We start from the raw sequence: 19696 nt of genomic DNA on the forward strand, positions 1-19696 counted from the left end.
ACTTTTGTTTGCTTTAGACCGGTTTTTGAAGCTGACAAAATGAATTTGGCATAATATCCTCTTGTTGGTAAAATGAATAGTGAAAAGGTAAGAGAGTTTTCCTGATCTATTATGATGATGATTACTCCTACTGATCGATCTGAATCGGTAGGGGTTTCTTTCATGAAGAAAAAGATAATTTGAGGTGTGAAAATGGTATACATTTTCGTAGGAGCAGCTGGAATGGCGGGAGCTCTATTTCGATACTGTCTTGGTATTTTTTCTGAAGGTCTGTGGGACTTTACGTTTCCATTGGGTACATTTCTGGCTAATATGATAGGCAGCTTTATGCTGGGTCTCTTTACAACGTATTTTATTCAAACGAAAAAGGTATCTCCGAAGGCGGCGACTGCGATTGGAACAGGACTGATTGGATCATTCACCACATTCTCCACATTCAGTGTGGAAACCGTGAATCTCCTATCTCATTCACATGTTCTTCTTGCGCTGGTTTATGTAGTGGGAAGTGCATCCGGAGGTCTTATGATGTCATGGGCGGGGTATACGGTAGGTATGAATACATACAGAAATAAACAGAAGGGGGCCACACCTTGATTGTTCATGGTTTGATGGTGGCAATCGGTGGCTTCTTTGGAGCCATGTGCCGCTTTGGAGTCAGCCGATTATTTAAAAAGTACTGTTTGTCTGATTTTCCATACGGCACATTATGTGTCAATCTGATAGGATCTTTTTTTCTGGGATATGTGATCGGAATGGGGATCGACGAAACAGGCGTGCTTCTAATAGGAACTGGATTCCTTGGTTCTTTTACAACTTTTTCTACTTTCAAACTGGAAAATATTCAACTTTACCTTCATAAAAAATGGAAACCCCTCATTTCTTATCTTCTACTCAGTTACACATGTGGCATATTATTCGCCTTTGTTGGGATGACATTGGGTAAATTGTAAGTTATCAGAGCTCAGGTCACCCTGAGCTCTTTCTATTTGTTTAAGTATTCAATTATCTATTACATAGGTTGTAAATGCCCCAATCTCCCATATTTCTCAATCCTCAGATATTCGCCCCAAACTCTTTTTCTACCGATTTCCGAATCCATCCAGTTGTTTCTTTTAACTTCGATTCCACGATATGTTGTGGGAAATGTATACGGGATGTATTCGAGCTTTTCAGGCAGATGCTTCATTAACGTACGAAGCTGCCTCCCCGTGACATGACTTTTACATATCACCATAAGGGACTTCACGGTAGAAAAGTCAAACACTTCTTTTGCAAAGAGAACATTTTCAAGAGAATTGGTCGATTTATCTTCATAAACGATTGCTTGAGAAGGAATTCCTGCATGTTTCAACTGTGAGATGATCACATCAGCCTCTGAATATTCTTCATGATGGTTTCCTTCCCACTCTGGGTGTGGAACCCCAGTCAGACTTCGACCTCCAGTGACCACGATTTTTTGTATGTATTTTTTTTCGTAAGCTTCAATGGCTTTTTCCCAATGGCCACTATGGGTTCCACTGAAGACAAAAAGGGCGTCACAAGCTTTTGCCTGAATGTCTTTTCCAAAGGTTAGATCCGTTAAGAATTCAACTTCTTCTTTATTTAATTCCGGAACAATTGGCTCTCTCGGTATGATCGGTTTCATTATTCCAACCCCTTAAAATCATAATTCCCTGTCATAGACCAGTATTCTTCATTAGTAGATATATACAAAGGCTCGATGGTACTTCTGTGAGTCTGGGCCAATTGGTGAAGAGAGGTCCTTTTAATACACTCTTCAATTTGTTTATAGTGCTCCATAGATTCATATTTCCAGATCGCTGTAATTTTAGTCCTTTTTTCGTTTACCCAACGTCCAATTAATTCAGCTCCATGAAGTAATTGGTTAGGTAGTAAGTATTCATGAAAGAAATGATTGAATTGCGGTACAACATTCGGAATGATCTCGTACGTCCGGACTCTGTATACCATAATATTCCTCCTTTGGTGATAATTGTACACGTTTGTTCGCGTTTGTTCAATATTTAAATTCATTACACTTCGTTTTTATGCATTTTATTTCGTGAATTAAACAAGGAAGATGACGTAAACCATTATAGAAAAATAATGTTGACCATAGTGGTCAAAAAGGAATAAAATAAAATTGACCACTCCGGTCAATACCTTGTCTTTATAAAGGAGGTAGACAATGTTTGTTTAGAACGTTAAACATTGAGTCAGAAAAAGAAGATCGTATTATCAAGGCCGCAACCAGGATATTTTCAGAGAATGGGTATGAGAAAGCATCGACAAATGCCATTGTGAAGGAAGCAAAAATATCTAAGGGGATCCTATTTCATTATTTTAATAGTAAAAAAGAGCTGTACATCTCTCTTTATGAATATCTTACGGGGCTATTAACAGAAAAAATTTACGAAAAGGTCGACTGGAATGAGCGTGACATTTTCAACACAATACGTTCCGTTACATTGATCAAATTTGAACTTTTCTCTGTGTATCCTGATCTGATCAATTTTCTTAACAGTGCCTTTTCGGAAGAAGCTCTTGAGGTGAAAGATGATATTGAAAAATATAAAACCAAAATGGTTGAAAGTAGTTTTACTACGTTATTTTCAAAAATCGACACAACGAAATTCAAAGATGGTATCGACGTGAAAAGATCGATTCAAATCATCTATTGGACCTTTGAAGGCATTGCTAATCAACAACAACAGAAAGTGAAGACACGTTCTGTTAAAGATATCAACCAGGAAGAAGTGTTGAAGGAAATCGACGCCTATATCGCTTTATTGAAGAACTCATTTTACAAATAGAATAGAGGAAAAGGGAGGATAAAAGATGAATGTAATCGAAATTCATTCGCTGACAAAAACCTATGGAAAGTACAGGGGGATCACCGATATCAGTTTTCATGTAGAAGAAGGAGAAATCTTTGGATTTATCGGACCGAATGGAGCGGGCAAATCGACGACCATCCGAACACTTCTCTCACTGATCCGTCCCACGAGCGGGAGTGCGACCATTTTCGGTAAGGACTGTATCGAATCAGCCCCTGAAATTGCAAAGGAAGTGGGATACCTGCCATCTGAAGTCTTCTATTATGACAATATGAAGGTGAAGGATCTTCTAAAGTATTCTGCCAGCTTCTATAAAAAGGATTGTACAAAAAGAATCAAAGAGCTGGCAGAGATATTAAATCTGGATTTATCGAAGAAGATTGATGATCTCTCCCTCGGAAACAAAAAGAAGGTAGGAATCATTCAGGGATTGCTTCATCAACCAAAGCTGATCATTTTAGATGAACCTACCTCGGGATTGGATCCACTCATGCAGCAAAAATTCTTTGAACTTCTTCAGGCTGAAAATGAGAAAGGAGCGACCATCCTTTTCTCATCTCATATTTTAAGTGAGGTTCAACGTCTGTGTGATCGCGTGGCCATCATCAAGGAAGGAAAGATCGTTCAGGTTGAGAAGATCAGTACATTAAAAGAGAACAATCATAAAAAGTTCAAGATGGAAATCAAGAGCGATATAGATGCCTCTTACTTTGATCTGGATGGCGTGACAAACCTGGAAATGATTGACCATCATGTCAGCTTCTTATTTAGAGGGGATATCAATACGATTATGAAGAAGATCGCCGACATAGAAATAACTAATCTATGGATCGATGAGCCTGATTTGGAAGAAATATTTATGCATTATTATGAAAAGGAGGCCTGATCCTCTATGAATATCTTTCTTTATGAACTAAGGGCTTACCGGAAGTCAACTCTTATCTGGACAATGGTACTCATCGGATTGGTCATGTTATTTTTGTCCATGTTTCCGTCCATTTCTAAAGAAATCGATGAATTCCAAAAGCTTTTGGAAGGGTTCCCTGAGGGAGTTCGAAAAGCACTGGGAATACAGGTTGAAACCATCGGATCCCTTAACGGTTATTATTCTTATATCTTTCTATATATATCTTTATGCGGCGCCATTCAAGCGATGAATCTGGGAATCTCGATAAGCTCAAAGGAAATGAGGGAAAAGACAGCTGATTTTCTTCTAACTAAACCTGTCACACGCACGAAGATTCTATCGTCAAAAGTTCTGGCAGCACTCGCATCGTTACTTATGACGAACATTGCGTATGGGATATCGGCCATCATTGTTGCTAATGTGGTAAAAGTCGAAGAATTCAGCTTGAACGTATTCTTCTTGATTTCGCTTACACTCTTGTTCACTCAAGTCATTATGTTTGCCGTCGGAATGATCATTGCAGTTATTTTCTCAAGGGTGAAGTCAGTCATTGCGCTCTCTCTGGCTGTGGTGTTCGCCTTCTTTTTCATTGGGATGGTAGCCGCGACGGAAGAGACTGGTCGATACTTTACACCGTTTAAATATTTTGACTACACGTATATCATGAACCACCACCGTTACGAGTGGTCATTCGTCATCGTGGCCATCCTCTTGACTGCAGGCTCGCTGATCGCGAGTTTCATCATTTACAATAAGAAGGATATCCATACGCTATAAAAGGAGGGAATATTATGAACGTATACTTGAGAGAAATGAAGGCTCATCGCAAGTCCCTTATCATTTGGTGCATTGGGATGATTGCATTGATTGGATCCGGAATGGGGAAGTATGCAGGCTATTCTTCTTCTGGCCAATCCATGAATGACCTAATGGCTGGTATGCCGAAATCCCTGCAAGCATTTTTAGGATTTGGTACGCTGGATTTGTCAACGGCAAGCGGATATTATGGTGTGCTCTTTGTTTATATTCTGTTGCTGGCAACCATACATGCAGCCATGTCGGGAGCAACCATCATTTCGAAGGAAGAAAGAGATAAAACCGTCGAGTTTCTATTCGTCAAACCCGTTCCGAGAAAGAAAATCATAGGGATCAAGCTGCTGGCTGCTCTGACACAAATTTCGATACTCGCGTTAATCACCTGGATTTCTTCATTGGTCATAGTAGGGCATTACAGTGACGTTTCCATCGCAGATGATATCGGGATCACCATGTTGGGAATGTTCATTTTACAGATGCTTTTTTTAGTAATCGGAACGGCTATTGCCTCCCTCTCAAAACAGCCTGCAAAAGCAGCGTCATTCTCAACGGGCATCTTGTTACTGACGTTTATTCTCTCATTTGCCATCGACTTAAGTGAAAAAATAGAGGGAATGAAATATTTTACGCCATTTAAGTATTTCGAGGCCAAAGATGTCATGTACGGTGGAGGATTGGACACCGTGTTCGTAGGGATATCCATTGTGTTGATAGGGGCTTTGGTGTTTGGAACGTTTGTGCTTTATGATAAACGGGATTTGAGGGTGTAAGGAATAACTATGAATAATGTAAGCTTAACCTTCGTACATCTGTTTAGGATGAAATCATCTCGACGTTAATAGAAGAATCATAAATGAAAAGGATCTGTTTCACTGGATGAACAGATCCTTTTCATTGGATTTATCTTTTTGCTTTCAACTCGTCTATTTGCTCTATATGCCTCTTCTCATGAAAGCCGATAAAAGGAATCCACTCATCTAATCGGATTTGACCGAAGATGGGGTGAGGATATGCCTTTTTCATTAAGGCTTCTTTATTTGTGGATTCCAGGAAGGAAAGAAGATCTTTTCGTGATGATTTCAATTTATCCTTCATCTGCTCCAGGCTCTGTTTTTCGTCAGTAGGGGTGACGAAAGGCGGAGCGTCCACTTTAGTCGTTCGATCTACAGTAAAGTGGATTGGCTTCGACTCAACCAATTGTTCTTCTCCATTTTCCAAAGTCATTTGAATTGCTTTTGTTAAGGATTTTTCCATTAGATACAAATGATCGAGCACCTGCATGATGGTCCATCGGTCTTTTTCGACTTTCTTATTTAGTTGCTCTTCGCTTAAATCCTTCACACTGTTCAGTAGCTCGGAACGAATATCTTCTATCATTTGAATTTCTTTTTCCATAGTATATCCTCCTCCTGTTATCTATCAAACTATTTTACTCTTGAGAAACTAGGTCGTACAGTGAAAGCACTTCATTAATAGATGCTAAAAAAACGAAAAGCTCTAATTTGTATAGAGCTTTTCGTTTTATAGAAAGGTATCGTATTATCCTTCAGATCCTTTTTCATCAAAATCTGGGGCGACTGCTTTTCTGATAAACAATGAAATGGTAAATGCAAGTGCAGCCAGGCCCAGTGCGAACCAATAGGCGTGATGAACGCCATAGGTCATCGCATCAAAGGCGACCTTTTCGGTTACTGTACCGGAATGGTTTTCAATATATCCGGTTTGACTTTGAGTCATGATGCTGACAAAAATGGAAACCCCAAGTGCCCCTGCTACGGGTTGTAATGTATTTGCGATGGCCGTCCCATGTGGGTAGAGGTGCTTCGGCAGCTCATTTAACCCATTTGTCTGGGCGGGCATCATGATAGCTGAGATTGACAACATTAGAACCATATACACGATCACAAATAGCCAGATGGGTGTGGATGGATTAATGGTACTAAAGAAAATCATGACACCAAGCAATATGAATGTTCCTGGAATAATAAGCTTTCTTGGTCCGTATTTATCGAATAGGGTGCCCATGGTAGGAGACATTAGACCATTAAGCAGTGCTCCCGGCAGTAGCAATAAACCGGCAGTTTTTGCTGAATATCCGAGTGGGCCCTGCAGGTACATCGGCATGACGATTTCGGAAGCAAACATAGCCATGATGACGATGACGAAAATCGTGACACCCCTTGTATAGCTTTTGAACCGGAAGACGCGGACATCTAGGAGCGGTTCCTTTAGCTTTAATTGACGCAGCACAAAGATAATTGCACTTATCACTGATATCGCTAGGATAGCGATGATTTTGACCGATGAGAATCCTGCCTCTTCTTCACCTGCTGCGCTGAATCCGTAGACAATCCCGCCAATCCCGATGGAAGAGAGGATGATTGAATAGATATCGACTCCTGGTCTTGTCACTTCGCCAACATTTTGCAAGTACCTGAAGGCGAATAGAATTGAAAATACAGCGAATGGAATGACCGTGATGAACAACCACCTCCATCCAAGAAAATCAACGATCACACCGGACAGCGTCGGGCCAATGGCGGGTGCGAACATAATCACCAACCCGAATGTACCCATTATCTTTCCGCGGACTTCCGGACGGTATATCAGTAGCAGGGCGTTCATAATGATCGGAATCAGTAATCCTGTCCCAACTGCTTGAATCATCCTACCTGCGAGGAGCATAGGGAAATTCAAGGCGCAGGCTGCAATCACTGTTCCCAAAAGGAAGACACTCATGACGCCTATGAACATCTGCCTTGTGGTAAACCATTGAATGAGCAGGGCGGAAATAGGCATCAAAACACCCATGACGAGCATGAATCCAGTGGCAAGCCATTGAACCGTAGGGGCATCCACCTTAAATACGTCCATTAATTCTGTTAATGCGATATTTAATAAAGTTTCATTCAAAATAGCGAAAAATGCACCAATCATGAACGTGATCAGGATGGCTTTTGAATTGATTTTAGTAGTCATATAGTTCCTCCAACAAAGTATATACTAGAACACTTATCTATCATGCTTGATGACGGGGAATATCTCAAGTGGAAAGTTCGTTTCGAAAAGAATGTCCTTACTTCGGAACCCATTCCTACATTCCGAATACATAAGTGTGACTTTTACTATCATTCCATTTTTCATTTTTGTTTAAACAACGTAAAGAGGGGAGACAATGTCTCCCCTCGGAAAGTCTTTAAATTATGCTTCTCGATTTCTTCTTCTAAAGCGGTTAAAGACAAGATACATCATCGGTACGATAATCAGTGTTAAGACAGCTGAAAACATAATGCCTGAGATGATTGTCACAGCGAGGGGAGTAAATAGCGCGTCACCGCTCACTGCCACTGGAATCAACGCTACGATAGAGGTGAGGGCAGTCAGAAGGATCGGTCGCAATCTTGTTCGACCTGATTCAATGACGGCTTCTTTCACGCTCATTCCATTTTTGATACCCTGTTCAATAAATTCGATCAATACTACTGAATTCCTCACGACGATTCCGGTCAGAGAAACCATTCCCATTACCGCCAGGAAGCTGATTGGTGTTTGAGTGACAAACAATCCAAGAATCGCACCCGCGATCGCGAGATAAACTGCAACCAGGACAAGGAAAGGCAGAGATAAAGAATTGAACTGAACAGCAATTAATAGATACACAAGGAATATCACGATGATGAAGAGAATGGTGATCTCAGCAAAGAAATCATTTTGCGCTTCATTTTCCCCACCCAAGGTGATGGAGTAATCGTTGTCATCAAGATCTTCACGAACATTTTTTACGATTTCCTGTACATTTTCTTTATAGTTATCGTCTTCCCCTGGGAAAGCGCGTATCGTTATAGCGCGTTCTCCATTCTTGTGTGGGATGAGCTGAAGTTCTTCTTTCTTCTCCGGAGTAACGAGTTCATCCAGGGAGATCAGCTGAGGAGGCCCAACAGGATTTTGGGTTGTGGCCGGGATTTCCAGGGAAGCCAGGTCCACCTCTCGATCATTGCCTTCTAATAAGAGGGTCATATCCCGTTTGGTTACCCCATTGTCAAATGATTTCAACGGGATGCCTTCTGTAGCTAAGCGGAGCTGTTGACTGACAGCATTAATGGTGATTCCATTTTCCTCGAGTTTTTCACGGTTTGGAACATATTCTATCGTAGGTTCCATTTCTCCTACATTATCAACGACTAAGTCGGTGTCCAATGTTTCGATTTCAGAGGTGATTTCATCTCGAAGCTCTATTATTTTATCGATTTCCGTACCTGAAACGGTTACCGTTACTGGTGCTCCAGCAGGTGGACCCTGCTGGATGGTCTCCATGAAGATTTTCGCATCAGGGTATGCTTTACGTAATTTATCTGTCCATTCATCGATCAATCCTTGTGCAGTTTGGTTCGTTCGATCGACTCTGGCAACCAACTGTCCTGTATTTTGTCCTGAATTCGACAAAGAACTGTTGAACAGATTCGGCAGTCCCGAACCTGCAAATGCAGAAGTTTCATAGACCCCTTCGTCAGATTTTAAACGTTGTTCCATTTCATGAAGGGTGTCAGATGTTTCTTCAATTGTTGTGCCGATTGGCAGGGTGACATCGATTGTCACTTCTTCACGGTCTGCAGACGGGAAGAATTCGAAAGGTGTCAAGGCAATCAGGCCAAAGATGGCTGTGGTAAATACGAGCCCGATGGCTGAAACGACGAAGGGTCTTTTTGAAAAATTCTTCAGGAGCGTATCAGCATAAAAATCAGCGATCCTATTTAATGGTTTCCCTAATAAACCTGGGGCATCGGATACCTTTTTCTTGGTTTTACTATAAAGTAAATATCTCATGATCGGTACGAATATCAAGGCAACCAGTGTGGAAGCGATGATAGTGGTGATCAATACCGTCGGTAACGCCCGAATAAAGGCTCCGTTTCCACCTGATAGGAAAATGAGTGGGAGGAACGTGAATACGATGGCAAGAGAAGAGGTCACAATCGACACCCATATCTCTTTCACTCCGGTAATCGCTCCGGTGAGAGCACCGTCACCAAGCTTATAACGGCGTTGGATATTGTCATTCACCACGATGGAGTCATCCACGAGGATTCCGAGAGCGATGATGGCTCCAATAACGGAAATCTGATTCAGATCCACTTCTGCAAATGGGAGTGGTATCAATCCCATAAGCACTGAAATTGGTACGGCGAGTGCCACTACGAAGGCACCGGAAACCGTCAGTCCGAGTGCTGTAGTTAGTACCACGGCTACAACGGAAATAGCAAGAGACATAAATAAACCATTAAAAATGGTGTTTACAGTGTCAGCCTGTGAATAATAAGGAACCAGTTTTACACCTGATGGCAGTGAGTCTGCAAGATCATCCACTTTATCACTAACTCTTTTGTCGACCGATGGGATATCTTCACCTGGTTGAACAAATGCCGTGAAGGAGATTGAAGGCTGTCCTTCAAAAGTTACAATGTCCTTGAACTCTTGCGGGGAGATCTTTACATTCGCGATATCGTTAAGGAAGACCGATTCTCCTTGAGGATTTTTCCCTACAAAAAGCTTCTCCATTTCGTCCAGGGTGGTAAAGTGATCAACGGTCAGTTGAACCACTTCTTTATCCACTTCCTGCTTGCCAAGGGGAGTTGGATAATATTCGTCGTTGATGGCACTCATGACGGATGATGGGTTAAGTCCTGAATCCTTTAATTCATCCTTCTTTAATTCAACAACGATCTCTTTCTCAGGGAGCCCCTTTACTATGACGCTCGATACACCAGGTAGATCTTCAACCGCTTCCTTCCACCTGTTTACTTCATCATCCATTTCAAGAAGTGTTTCCTTCTTATCACTGGTCAAGTGGTAGGAGACAATCGGCATTTTTACAGTGGATTCATTGACTTCAGGGTCGAACGCTTCCTCAGGAAACGAGGTTGAAGCATCCGAGACGGCTTGGCGCACATCACCGAATACTTCTTTTTTGTCTTCGCTGTCTTCAACCTCTACAATAATAGTAGAAAAACCGGCTGCCGAGGAAGAATTGATTTCTTTAATACCATCAATCGATTGAAGAGATGACTCAATTGGATTAGTGATGGTCCTTTCAACGGAATCAACCGTTGCTCCGGGGTAAACGGTTGTTACCGTACCAATATTAATGCTGGTTTCCGGGATTTCTCTCTGTGGTAATTGAAAAAAGGTGAAAACCCCGATGATTACAAAAAGCAAAATGAATATCAAGACGATTTTCGAACGGTTCAAAATAGCTTTTAGCAAGGATATTGCCTCCTTTAATGAGTTTTTGACTTGTGGGTCAATAATAATAATTTTTGGTGGATTAAACACTGATATAACAATCATTATATTGGTTGACTCAATAGTCATTTTACCTAAAAATAATGGGTAGTCAAGAAATAATGCTCTTCTATTTTTTAATGAGTATGGTTAAAATGGGAGAGTAAATGTTTTTCTTGGAAATAGAGGTGTAGAAAATGGACAAACGGAACGCAATTTTAGAATCAGCAGTGGAACTCTTTGGAGCACAGGGATATAATCAGACATCCATGCAGCAAATTGCCGAAAATGTCGGAATCTCAAAAGGTTCACTTTACTCATATTTTCAATCAAAAGAAGATCTGATCATATCGATTTATGAACATTATCAGCAGCTCGTATTTGAACGGGCATTCATTGTCGGACTAGATGAAAATGTACCTCCCATGGAGCGGTTCGCCAAACAGTTTCAGGTACAGTTTGAAGGGATTATGGAATATAAGTCATACATGAAGATGCACATGAGAGGTGATTCCGCAAAAAATAGTCAGAAATTAGCGGCTATGGAGCATCGGATGAGGGGAAGGCTATTCAGCTGGCTCGAACATAATCTGCTGCATGTATACGGTGAGGAGATTCGGCCATACAAATGGGATCTGATGTGGATGACTCAATCAATCTATTCGTCTTACATGATGTTAATGATTTCACAGGATGACTCCATCGATCCTGCTATACTGGGCGCTCATTTAGTGAGACAGATTTCCCTGCTCGCTGGTGATTTTCTCAATGGGGAAAGTGCTCCATTATTGGATGATGAGATGATGAAACCCTTTGCTGTCAGTATGGACAAAGAAGGAGCTTTCATCTCATTTGAAAAAAGGGAAGAGGCATGGAAGTCACTTTATGACAGTATCAAGGGGTTGAGCGATACTACCTCAACTTATTTTATGAACATAGCAAATCGGATTTCCGAGGAATGTCGAAAATCAAATCCCGACGAGTTGATCATTACAGGGCTATTCCGGTTGTTAAGAGATGAAGAAGGTTTAAAGATTGCAGCTGAAGAGTTGGAAAAACAGCTCCTTCCCTTAAAATAGGGAAGGAGCTGTTTTCTGTTTCATATAAATTCTGTTGAAAAAATTACTATATTAGAAGTTTACTAGACGTTTGGTAAGACAACATTCTTTCCCTCAAAATATCATAATAAAGATAATATCATTTAAAGGAGGTTTTTTCTGTGGCATTTCCCAGTAATGCGCAGTATACCCCGGTCTTAGTAGGGGGGGCACCCTTATTTGACGTCTTAGGCGATGAAAGTCCCGTATCAACAGATATCGTGGGGAACTCAACTTTCCCTGCAGGTTTTTTTGCATACGACGGGACTAATGTGTATTTTCGCTTAAGGCTAAACGGGGATCCCCGGAATACACAATTAACAGGCTTTAGAAATTTTGCATGGGGGGTTTTAATTAATACAACCGGAGTAGCCGGAACATACGACTGGCTCTTTAACGTCGATGGCTTGAACAATCGGGTGAGCCTGATTCAAAATACAGTGAAATTGGTCAATTCATGGAATGATCCTGCAGAAGGGACGGGTGGGGGGAATCCAAACTTTGCCCAGCCGATTACCAACTTTGATTACGCCAGGGTGACGCCAGCCGATTCCAGCATCGGTGGAGATCAAGATTTTTTTCTAGATTGGTTCCTTCCGGCAAGTACAGTATTTTCATTTTTAGGTATTAATGCATCATCAGCCATCCGCGCAGTTTATTTTTCATCAGCGAATGCCAATAACTATAATAAGGATTCACTTCGGACGAGCGAAGGGTTTTCTTTCACAAATGCCTTTACAGATCCTGTCACTCCTGACCAGGTGGACATCAGGGCGAAGCTCACAACGAACAAAGTACGGAATTCGGGACCTCAAACAGTTGTACTTGGTCAGCAGGCCACTTGGACTGGTACCGTAACCGTAACAAATACCGGACTTTCTCAGGCTACCTCAGTCTTTCTTGATGACATCATCGGTCCTGATCAAGTAAACTCATTTGTTGTGAATACTACTTCTCAGGGAATCACAACGTATAATCCTGCGTCTAAATTGCTTACCTGGAACATTGGAAATCTAAATCCTGGTGCCACCGCGACTTTGACTTTTACATTGAATGGTGCATTCACCACTAGTGGAACAAGAAATTTAGATAGGGTACAAGCTACAGGATTTGATTCATCTTCAGGTAATGCCATCCAGTCCAATACTTCCGTCGTCACCATCAACGTTCAACAAACCGCCACAATCAATGGGACCATAACCGATCAATCCACCGGGTTGGTCCTCCCGAATACAACGGTGTCACTCTTCCAGGGCATGAGCTTGATTGCAACTACCCAATCCAATGCAAGTGGATTTTATACGTTTACGAATGTCGTTCCAGGCAACTATACTGTAGAGGCTGCCAGAACGAATTATGTAACTGGAACAGCTAATGTAGCAGCTGTAGCTGGGACATCCACTACTTCGAATATTGCACTCGTTCCTCAGCCCAGTACCATTTCTGGTAATGTATCAAATGGAGGCGCGATAAACAATGCTTCCGTACAACTACTAAATAATTCTGGTGCTGTAGTAGCGACTACAACCACAAATGTAGCAGGAAATTATTCATTCGTTAATGTAACTCCTGGTCTTTACAATGTGACTGTTATTGCATCAGGTTTTCAATCGCAAACCCAATCCGTCATGACTGAGCCAAATCAGGCATCTGTTGTCAATTTCACACTGGTCGCAAATCCCGGCTCGATTTCAGGTACGGTACGTGATTCCACCAATAATGCGGCCATCCCACTTGCGGATGTTGAATTATTGGATTCAAATGGGGTACTCATTGCCAGTACAACTGCCAATGGAAGCGGTCAATACAGCTTCAATAATCTAGCCCCTGGAAATTATCACGTTAGGTCATTTGCCACCAACTATAGCACAACGACCGTAACTTCAACCGTCACCGCTGGAAATAACACCATTACGAACATTTTCCTCGAGCCGAATCCAGGGTCTATTCAAGGGACCGTAATAGACAGCGAAACCATGCTGGCTATTGCAGGTGTATCCGTCCAAGCAGTAAATAGCCAAAATGTGATTGTAGCGAGCACGATGACGAATGGTAGCGGTCAATATTCCTTTGACAGTCTATTACCTGGATCGTATTCGCTTATTTTTACAGCTATTGGCTATGCTACTCAAACCCTTGGTGGAGTTGTGACGTCCAATGCTACTACAACAGTAGATGCATCGTTAACCAGACAGGCTGGTGCCCTGGTCGGTACCGTACAGGATCCCAATGCTGTCGCCATTGCTGGAGCAACGGTAACAATCTTTCAGAATAATATTCAAATCGGATCAGTGATCACCGACTCTAATGGGGACTACATGGTAGCTGGTCTGTCTCCTGGAAGTTATACCGTTGTCGTCAGTGCACCTAATTACACCACTGAAGCCGTTGCAGCCATGATTGAGGATGGTCAAACAACCACCTTAAATATTACCCTGAATGAAGATCCTGGAACTTTGGCTGGATTTGTGAGGGACACAAATAATGATCCAATTGCAGGGGGGAGCGTGACCGTTCAAATCAGTACCGGTTCAGGAATTATTGTCGCTACCACTGTAACAGCACCAGACGGATCGTATGCGGTGCCGAATCTTGCTCCCGGGAATTATACGGTAGTCGCAGCGGCTTCGAATTATCAAGCAGCCACCCAAGGTGTGACGATATCATCAAACGCTACGTCGATCGTGAATTTTAACTTGGCTTCAGATCCCGGTTCGATTTCCGGAATTGTGACGAATGCACAAACGGGAACGCCGATTACTAGCGTAAATGTACAGGTAAGGATCGTGGATTCAAGCGGGGCGGTCATTTCTACTGTACTAACCGATGAGAATGGTCAATATGTTGTAAATGGATTAGCCCCAGCGGTCTATACCGTTGTCGTATCAGCACCTGATTTTCAGACGAATGCGGTAACCGTTCAGGTATCGTCCAATCAAACAGCAGATGGCAGCATCGCACTTCAGCCTGATCCAGGACAGATTACAGGGACTGTGGTCGACAGTATTGGAAGCAATCCTATTTCAGGTGCGGTCGTCAGTATTGTGAACAGTTCAGGAAATTTAATTACGTCCGTGCTCACAGATATGGATGGAGTCTTCATGGTAGAAGGGCTTGCACCTGATAATTATACTGTGAATGTGATGGCGAATGATTTTCAAAACGGAATGGTCGGTGCTCTTGTATCTTCTGGTCAAACGACACCTGTATCAGTTGTGTTAAACCCTGATCCCGGGTTCATCACAGGATCGGTCAGTCCTATTGTGCCCAACACGATCGTCCAATTAAGGGATGTGAATAATGTACTGATTGATTCTGTTGTGGTGAATCAGGATGGAACGTTCTCATTTAATAATCTGACACCTGGTACCTATACGGTGTTGGCATCTGCACCGAATTATTCAACGGTACAGGCTGGGGTTTCTGTTCTTGCAAACCAGTCGTCAACCGTTGATTTGATCCTCGTCCCTAATCCTGGTTCAGTATCCGGTATCGTTACAGATAATATGGGGAATCCGATTGGGAACGCAATCGTACAGATTTTTGATCAAAATAATATTCTGATCGGCTCTGGGTTCACTGATTCATCAGGTCAGTATATTGTGGGGAATCTTCCAAGTGGTTCATTCAATGTGGTAGTTAACTCACCAGGTTTCGGCCAGGTGATTACTGGGATAAACCTTGGTGTAGGACAGGATTTAACAGGAGTGAATGTATCGCTGATTCCAAATCCGGGAATCATCAACGGTCAAGTCACTAACCTTACGACAGGAGATCCTATTTCAGGAGCCACCGTAGTCATTATTGACGGCATTTCTCAGATCCAGGTTGCAAGCACAACGACTTCTATTTCAGGAAACTATTCTGTCAGCGGATTGGCACCAGGTTCCTATATTGTCTCAGCTTCAAAACTGAATTTCACGACAGAGCAAACAGGTGCCATTGTCATAAGTGATTCCGGCACAAGAGCCGATCTGGCACTAGGAGAAAACCCTGGATCTATTTCGGGTAACGTTGAAGATACAAATGGTAACCCGATAACGGGTAATGGCATCCAAATCTCGGTGTTTAATGAAAACAATGTATTAGTTGTAAGTTTCTTAGCCAACTCGGATGGTACCTATTCCATTCCTTCACTCGCACCCGGCACATATTTTGTAACCGCAGCCGCCCCGAATTATTCATCTTCAACTGTATCAGCCATGGTTCAATCGAATCAAACCACAGCGGTAACAAATGTCCTTGCTGCAAATCCCGTAACGTTGACGGTCCAGGTCGTTATTCAAAATACTTCAACTCCGATAGAAGGCTCGACAGTCACGATCCGTCACGCCAATAACATCCCGATTGCAACAGGGATTACGGATGAAAACGGGTATGTAACCTTTTCATCTTTACCGACAGGAACACTGAATATCACTGCTGATGCCGTCTCGTTTGGAACCGATACAAAAACGGTTATCGGTAACCCAGGAGATATCCTGTTTGCCGAACTAAGCCTTGCTCCCAACCCTGGACAAATACAGGGGTTCATTTCAAATCTTGCAAATGGAGAAGCGATTCCTAATGCAGTTATACAGCTCTACGATATTACAAATGTACTTGTCCAAACCACTCTTTCGAATCAAAACGGTGAATATACATTTTCTGGTGTAACACCTGGAGTGTATACTGTCGTTGCTAATGCAGCTGACTTCGGTCCGGAGGCGGCTGGAGCCATTGTCACTTCCAATCAAACGAGCTTATTGAGCTTTGCCTTAAGTCCAAATCCTGGAATCATTCAAGGGTTTGTAAGAGATTCTGTCACCCTGGGGCCAATAGCTGGAGCGACAGTGGTCATTCGGGAGCTTTCTGGATCGGGTCCGGTGATCTCCACTACCGTGACAGATTCAGATGGATTCTTCCAAACAACGACCCTGTCTCCACGAGTATATGTGTTAGTGGGAAGCAGTGCTGACTTTGGTTCAAACTCTGTATCGGCAGAAGTAACGAGTGGGGGAGTGACAAATGTTGAAATCCTCCTTACCCCGAATCCGGGATCTCTAACAGGAACAGTGAGGGATGCAGAGACATTACAACCGCTAACTGACACATTAGTCAGGTTCATTGACAATCAGGGAACAGTTGTTGCTACTGTACAAACTACGGTTGATGGAACGTACATTATCTCAGGCTTAACGGAAGGAAGCTATACCGTTTCAGCCATCAATACTGGATATCAGTCATTGATCCAACAAGTAAATATTCAGCCCAACAGTGCCACGGTGCTCGATTTCAATCTTTTGGCTAATCCAGCCACCCTCAGTGGAACGGTTGTGGACGCCAATACAGGGTCTCCATTAACGGGTGTCATCATAGAGGTTTACGTAAGTGGAACGGATATATTGGTAAGGCGCGTCCTCACAGATGAAAACGGAGAGTACTTGATCGAAGGACTTCCACAAGGAACGTTTGACGTGAAGGCTCAACTTCAAGACTATGCAATCAGTGTCAATTCCGTGTTCTTATCTCCGGGTGAGAGTGAGGAGCTCAACATTGCCCTTATTCCATTCCCTGCAACAGTTCAAGGGACAATAAGGGATGCCGTTATACAAGACCCGATCAGCGGTGCGCTTGTAAAAGTAGTCATACCTAATACAGACATTGTCGTTGGCAGCATCATTACATCAAGCGATGGAACGTATTCAATAGGTAATTTACCAGCAGGCAGCTATAATGTAGTGATTTCCTCTGATGGTTATGCAACCGCAATCGTACCTGTCATACTTGTTCCTAATGGAACAGAAACGGTAAATGCGGATCTTGATCCAAATCCAGCAGGAATTACAGGAACTGTATTTAATGCACAAACAGGCGTCGGCATTCCAGGGGCACTAGTGAGAGTTTTTAACTCAGACGGAGTATTTATTGCCAGTACGTTGACGGATGAAAGCGGTTTTTATACGATTTCCGGTCTGGCTCAAGGTCAGTATACGGTCATTGCAAGCGCAGACGGCTTTGGGGACGGAATGGCCATTGTCACGTTAACGCCAGGAGAAACAGAAAACCTTAATATAAGCTTATCAAATCAAACTGCAACACTAAGAGGAACAGTGCAGGATGCAGTCAATCATCAACCGATCCAATCCGCTCTCGTTCAAGTCTTTAGGATCGGTACATCGATCCCAATTGCTTCTGTCCTCACCAATGGATCAGGTGAGTATGAAATTACCGGACTTGCCCCAAGGGAATACCGGGTGGTCTTCTCGGCAGATGGGTATGCAAGTGAGGTATTTAGAATATTTCTGACAAACGGGGAAGTCCAGATTTTAAATGCCGAGCTCGGTCGTCAGCCGGCCTCCATTAGAGGTCAGGTGACCGATGCAAATACAGGAGACCCTATCCAAAGTGCGGGTGTCATAACAGTCATAAGTGGAAGCGGAATAGTGGTTGCCTCAACATTAACCGACCAGGATGGAAATTATATTCTAACAGGTCTTGCGTCTGGGGACTATAACGTTATCTTCTCTGCCGAAGGCTATGTCAGTCAGACGTCCATGATTACCTTGAGCCCGAATGAAACAGCGATTCTTAATGCAGCATTGGAACCGAACCCTGCAACGATTACTGGAAATGTTCGGGATGCTATTACGTTTGCGGCAATTGAAAATGCCCTCATCCAAGTGTTTACGCCTGATGGAAGATTATTGGGAACGACACTAACAGATATGGATGGGAATTACACGATTTCAGGATTGCCGGGAGGAAATGTCGTTGTCATCGTAAGAGCATTAGGTTACCAAAGCCAGATACAAGTGATTGCGCTCATAAGGGGGACTACGACTACGCTCAACTTCTTATTAGAAGGAAATCCTTCAAGTGTCAGTGGTACAGTGACGGATATTCAAACAGGGGAACCCATCTCCCAGGTCCTCGTACAAATATTCCCTGTCGGTTCACTTGTTCCGATCCGTTCTACGCTAACCGATCCCAATGGCTTTTATATCTTGACGGGCTTGCCTCCTGGGACATACGTCATCCGTTTTACTGCATCGGGCTACCCGGTCAAAGAGGTGACGATCGTTCTTCAGGAAGGGGAAAACAGGCAGCTGGATGTCCAGCTTGGAACCATAATTCCTCCACCGCCATCCAACCTGAGGCCGGAATGTATCGCAGTTGAAAAAGTATATGATTGGGTCATTGCCACCGATCATACAACACTCTCCGTAGGCTTATCCGGAGCATGCAGAGAACTGGTGGATGAACTTCTTGCAAGTGGAGAGGGGATCAATGTTGACTGTCAGATTAGCTCTGTAGGATGCTCTCTCATTTCATTTGAAAGAGGAACCCCGGGGTATGCTGAAATTCGTGGTGAAGCGATTCTTGGTGTAACGATTGGATCTCTCCTTAATGAAGGTGAAACCTGTACCATGGAAGTACCAGTCTACTTTGACAAGAAAGTGGCAGTTTGTTTACCGGAGGGGATGGATGCAGGCAATATCAACTGTTCCATCATCGATATTAAATGCCGCGAAAAAGTTGGAAGTCTGACCCGTGATCAGCTCCAAATCCAACTCATTGCATGCCTGGAAATCAACATACTATATCCTGTCATTCTTGAAGTGTTAGGAACATTTTGCACTCCTAGAACAACGGTGGAGCATGTGGATGAGGAAGAAGATATGTGTTGAGTTGAAGAGAGGTACTTTCCTTCGGAAAGCACCTCTTTTTCTAATTAATTATAGCGCAGGAGGGACGGACCTTGCTTATGAAGGTCCGTC

Annotated in this window: 13 protein-coding genes; 8 read left to right on the forward strand and 5 right to left on the reverse strand. The window is 42.8% G+C overall.

All coding sequences use genetic code 11. From position 1 onward, the window contains the following. Positions 1-192 precede the first annotated feature (192 nt). Both crcB (ACIGG7_RS14415) and crcB (ACIGG7_RS14420) read left to right on the forward strand, forming a co-directional pair. A complete protein-coding gene (crcB, locus tag ACIGG7_RS14415; RefSeq protein WP_397550067.1) occupies positions 193-594 on the forward strand; it encodes a fluoride efflux transporter CrcB in 402 nt (133 codons plus the stop codon). Then, entirely contained in the window at positions 594-950 is a 357-nt protein-coding gene (crcB, locus tag ACIGG7_RS14420) for a fluoride efflux transporter CrcB (protein ID WP_224941344.1), read from the forward strand. Before crcB (ACIGG7_RS14415) ends, crcB (ACIGG7_RS14420) begins: the two co-directional genes overlap by 1 nt. Positions 951-1009: 59 nt before the next feature. Here the strand turns inward: crcB (ACIGG7_RS14420) and ACIGG7_RS14425 are convergent, their stop codons facing one another. Both ACIGG7_RS14425 and ACIGG7_RS14430 read right to left on the reverse strand, forming a co-directional pair. Further along, positions 1010-1645: a YdcF family protein gene (locus tag ACIGG7_RS14425; protein ID WP_397550068.1), complete on the reverse strand. Its 636-nt coding sequence runs from the start codon at positions 1643-1645 to the stop codon at positions 1010-1012. After that, positions 1645-1971, reverse strand: coding sequence for an NIPSNAP family protein (locus ACIGG7_RS14430; protein ID WP_397550069.1), 327 nt, complete (start codon positions 1969-1971; stop codon positions 1645-1647). Before ACIGG7_RS14430 ends, ACIGG7_RS14425 begins: the two co-directional genes overlap by 1 nt. A 221-nt stretch (positions 1972-2192) precedes the next feature. Between ACIGG7_RS14430 and ACIGG7_RS14435 the strand changes: the two genes are divergently transcribed. The 4 genes from ACIGG7_RS14435 to ACIGG7_RS14450 are packed head-to-tail and all read left to right on the forward strand — an operon-like array spanning position 2193 to position 5330. Then, positions 2193-2813 carry a TetR/AcrR family transcriptional regulator gene (locus ACIGG7_RS14435; RefSeq protein ID WP_397550070.1) on the forward strand — a complete coding sequence of 207 codons (621 nt, stop codon included), beginning with the start codon at positions 2193-2195 and terminating at the stop codon, positions 2811-2813. 25 nt (positions 2814-2838) lie between these two features. Continuing rightward, the gene (locus tag ACIGG7_RS14440; protein ID WP_397550071.1) at positions 2839-3723 is read left to right on the forward strand and encodes an ABC transporter ATP-binding protein; all 885 of its coding nucleotides are present in this window, start codon (positions 2839-2841) and stop codon (positions 3721-3723) included. 6 nt (positions 3724-3729) lie between these two features. Next, on the forward strand, positions 3730-4521 hold the full coding sequence (locus tag ACIGG7_RS14445) for an ABC transporter permease subunit (RefSeq protein ID WP_397550072.1): 792 nt from the start codon (positions 3730-3732) through the stop codon (positions 4519-4521). A 14-nt stretch (positions 4522-4535) separates the two neighbouring features. Further along, a complete protein-coding gene (locus ACIGG7_RS14450) occupies positions 4536-5330 on the forward strand; it encodes an ABC transporter permease subunit (protein WP_397550073.1) in 795 nt (264 codons plus the stop codon). Positions 5331-5460: 130 nt separating this feature from the next. On the opposite strand, the gene ACIGG7_RS14455 is transcribed toward ACIGG7_RS14450, so the two are convergent. The 3 genes from ACIGG7_RS14455 to ACIGG7_RS14465 all read right to left on the reverse strand — a co-directional run bounded on the left by ACIGG7_RS14455 (position 5461) and on the right by ACIGG7_RS14465 (position 10821). Then, the gene (locus ACIGG7_RS14455) at positions 5461-5955 is read right to left on the reverse strand and encodes a DinB family protein (protein WP_397550074.1); all 495 of its coding nucleotides are present in this window, start codon (positions 5953-5955) and stop codon (positions 5461-5463) included. A gap of 144 nt (positions 5956-6099) precedes the next feature. Continuing rightward, a complete protein-coding gene (locus ACIGG7_RS14460) occupies positions 6100-7539 on the reverse strand; it encodes an MDR family MFS transporter (protein WP_397550075.1) in 1440 nt (479 codons plus the stop codon). Positions 7540-7761: 222 nt separating this feature from the next. After that, a complete protein-coding gene (locus ACIGG7_RS14465; protein ID WP_397550076.1) occupies positions 7762-10821 on the reverse strand; it encodes an efflux RND transporter permease subunit in 3060 nt (1019 codons plus the stop codon). Between the two features lie 215 nt (positions 10822-11036). On the opposite strand from ACIGG7_RS14465, the gene ACIGG7_RS14470 reads away from it, so the two are divergent. After that, complete coding sequence (locus ACIGG7_RS14470) at positions 11037-11918, forward strand: TetR/AcrR family transcriptional regulator (protein WP_397550077.1); 882 nt, start codon at positions 11037-11039, stop codon at positions 11916-11918. 140 nt (positions 11919-12058) lie between these two features. Then, positions 12059-19606, forward strand: coding sequence for a carboxypeptidase regulatory-like domain-containing protein (locus tag ACIGG7_RS14475; RefSeq protein ID WP_397550078.1), 7548 nt, complete (start codon positions 12059-12061; stop codon positions 19604-19606). Positions 19607-19696 lie beyond the last annotated feature (90 nt).

Origin of the sequence: Rossellomorea sp. NPDC077527 (assembly GCF_044542955.1) — a bacterium.
Classification (GTDB): Bacteria; Bacillota; Bacilli; order Bacillales; family Bacillaceae_B; genus Rossellomorea; species Rossellomorea aquimaris_E.

Bases quoted from the DNA above. Each gene is read 5' to 3' on its own strand.
- crcB (WP_397550067.1), top strand. From the start codon at position 193: ATGGTATACATTTTCGTAGGAGCAGCTGGAATGGCGGGAGCTCTATTT.
- ACIGG7_RS14425 (WP_397550068.1), bottom strand. From the start codon at position 1,645: ATGAAACCGATCATACCGAGAGAGCCAATTGTTCCGGAATTAAATAAA.
- ACIGG7_RS14430 (WP_397550069.1), bottom strand. From the start codon at position 1,971: ATGGTATACAGAGTCCGGACGTACGAGATCATTCCGAATGTTGTACCG.
- ACIGG7_RS14440 (WP_397550071.1), top strand. From the start codon at position 2,839: ATGAATGTAATCGAAATTCATTCGCTGACAAAAACCTATGGAAAGTAC.
- ACIGG7_RS14445 (WP_397550072.1), top strand. From the start codon at position 3,730: ATGAATATCTTTCTTTATGAACTAAGGGCTTACCGGAAGTCAACTCTT.
- ACIGG7_RS14450 (WP_397550073.1), top strand. From the start codon at position 4,536: ATGAACGTATACTTGAGAGAAATGAAGGCTCATCGCAAGTCCCTTATC.
- ACIGG7_RS14455 (WP_397550074.1), bottom strand. From the start codon at position 5,955: ATGGAAAAAGAAATTCAAATGATAGAAGATATTCGTTCCGAGCTACTG.
- ACIGG7_RS14460 (WP_397550075.1), bottom strand. From the start codon at position 7,539: ATGACTACTAAAATCAATTCAAAAGCCATCCTGATCACGTTCATGATT.
- ACIGG7_RS14470 (WP_397550077.1), top strand. From the start codon at position 11,037: ATGGACAAACGGAACGCAATTTTAGAATCAGCAGTGGAACTCTTTGGA.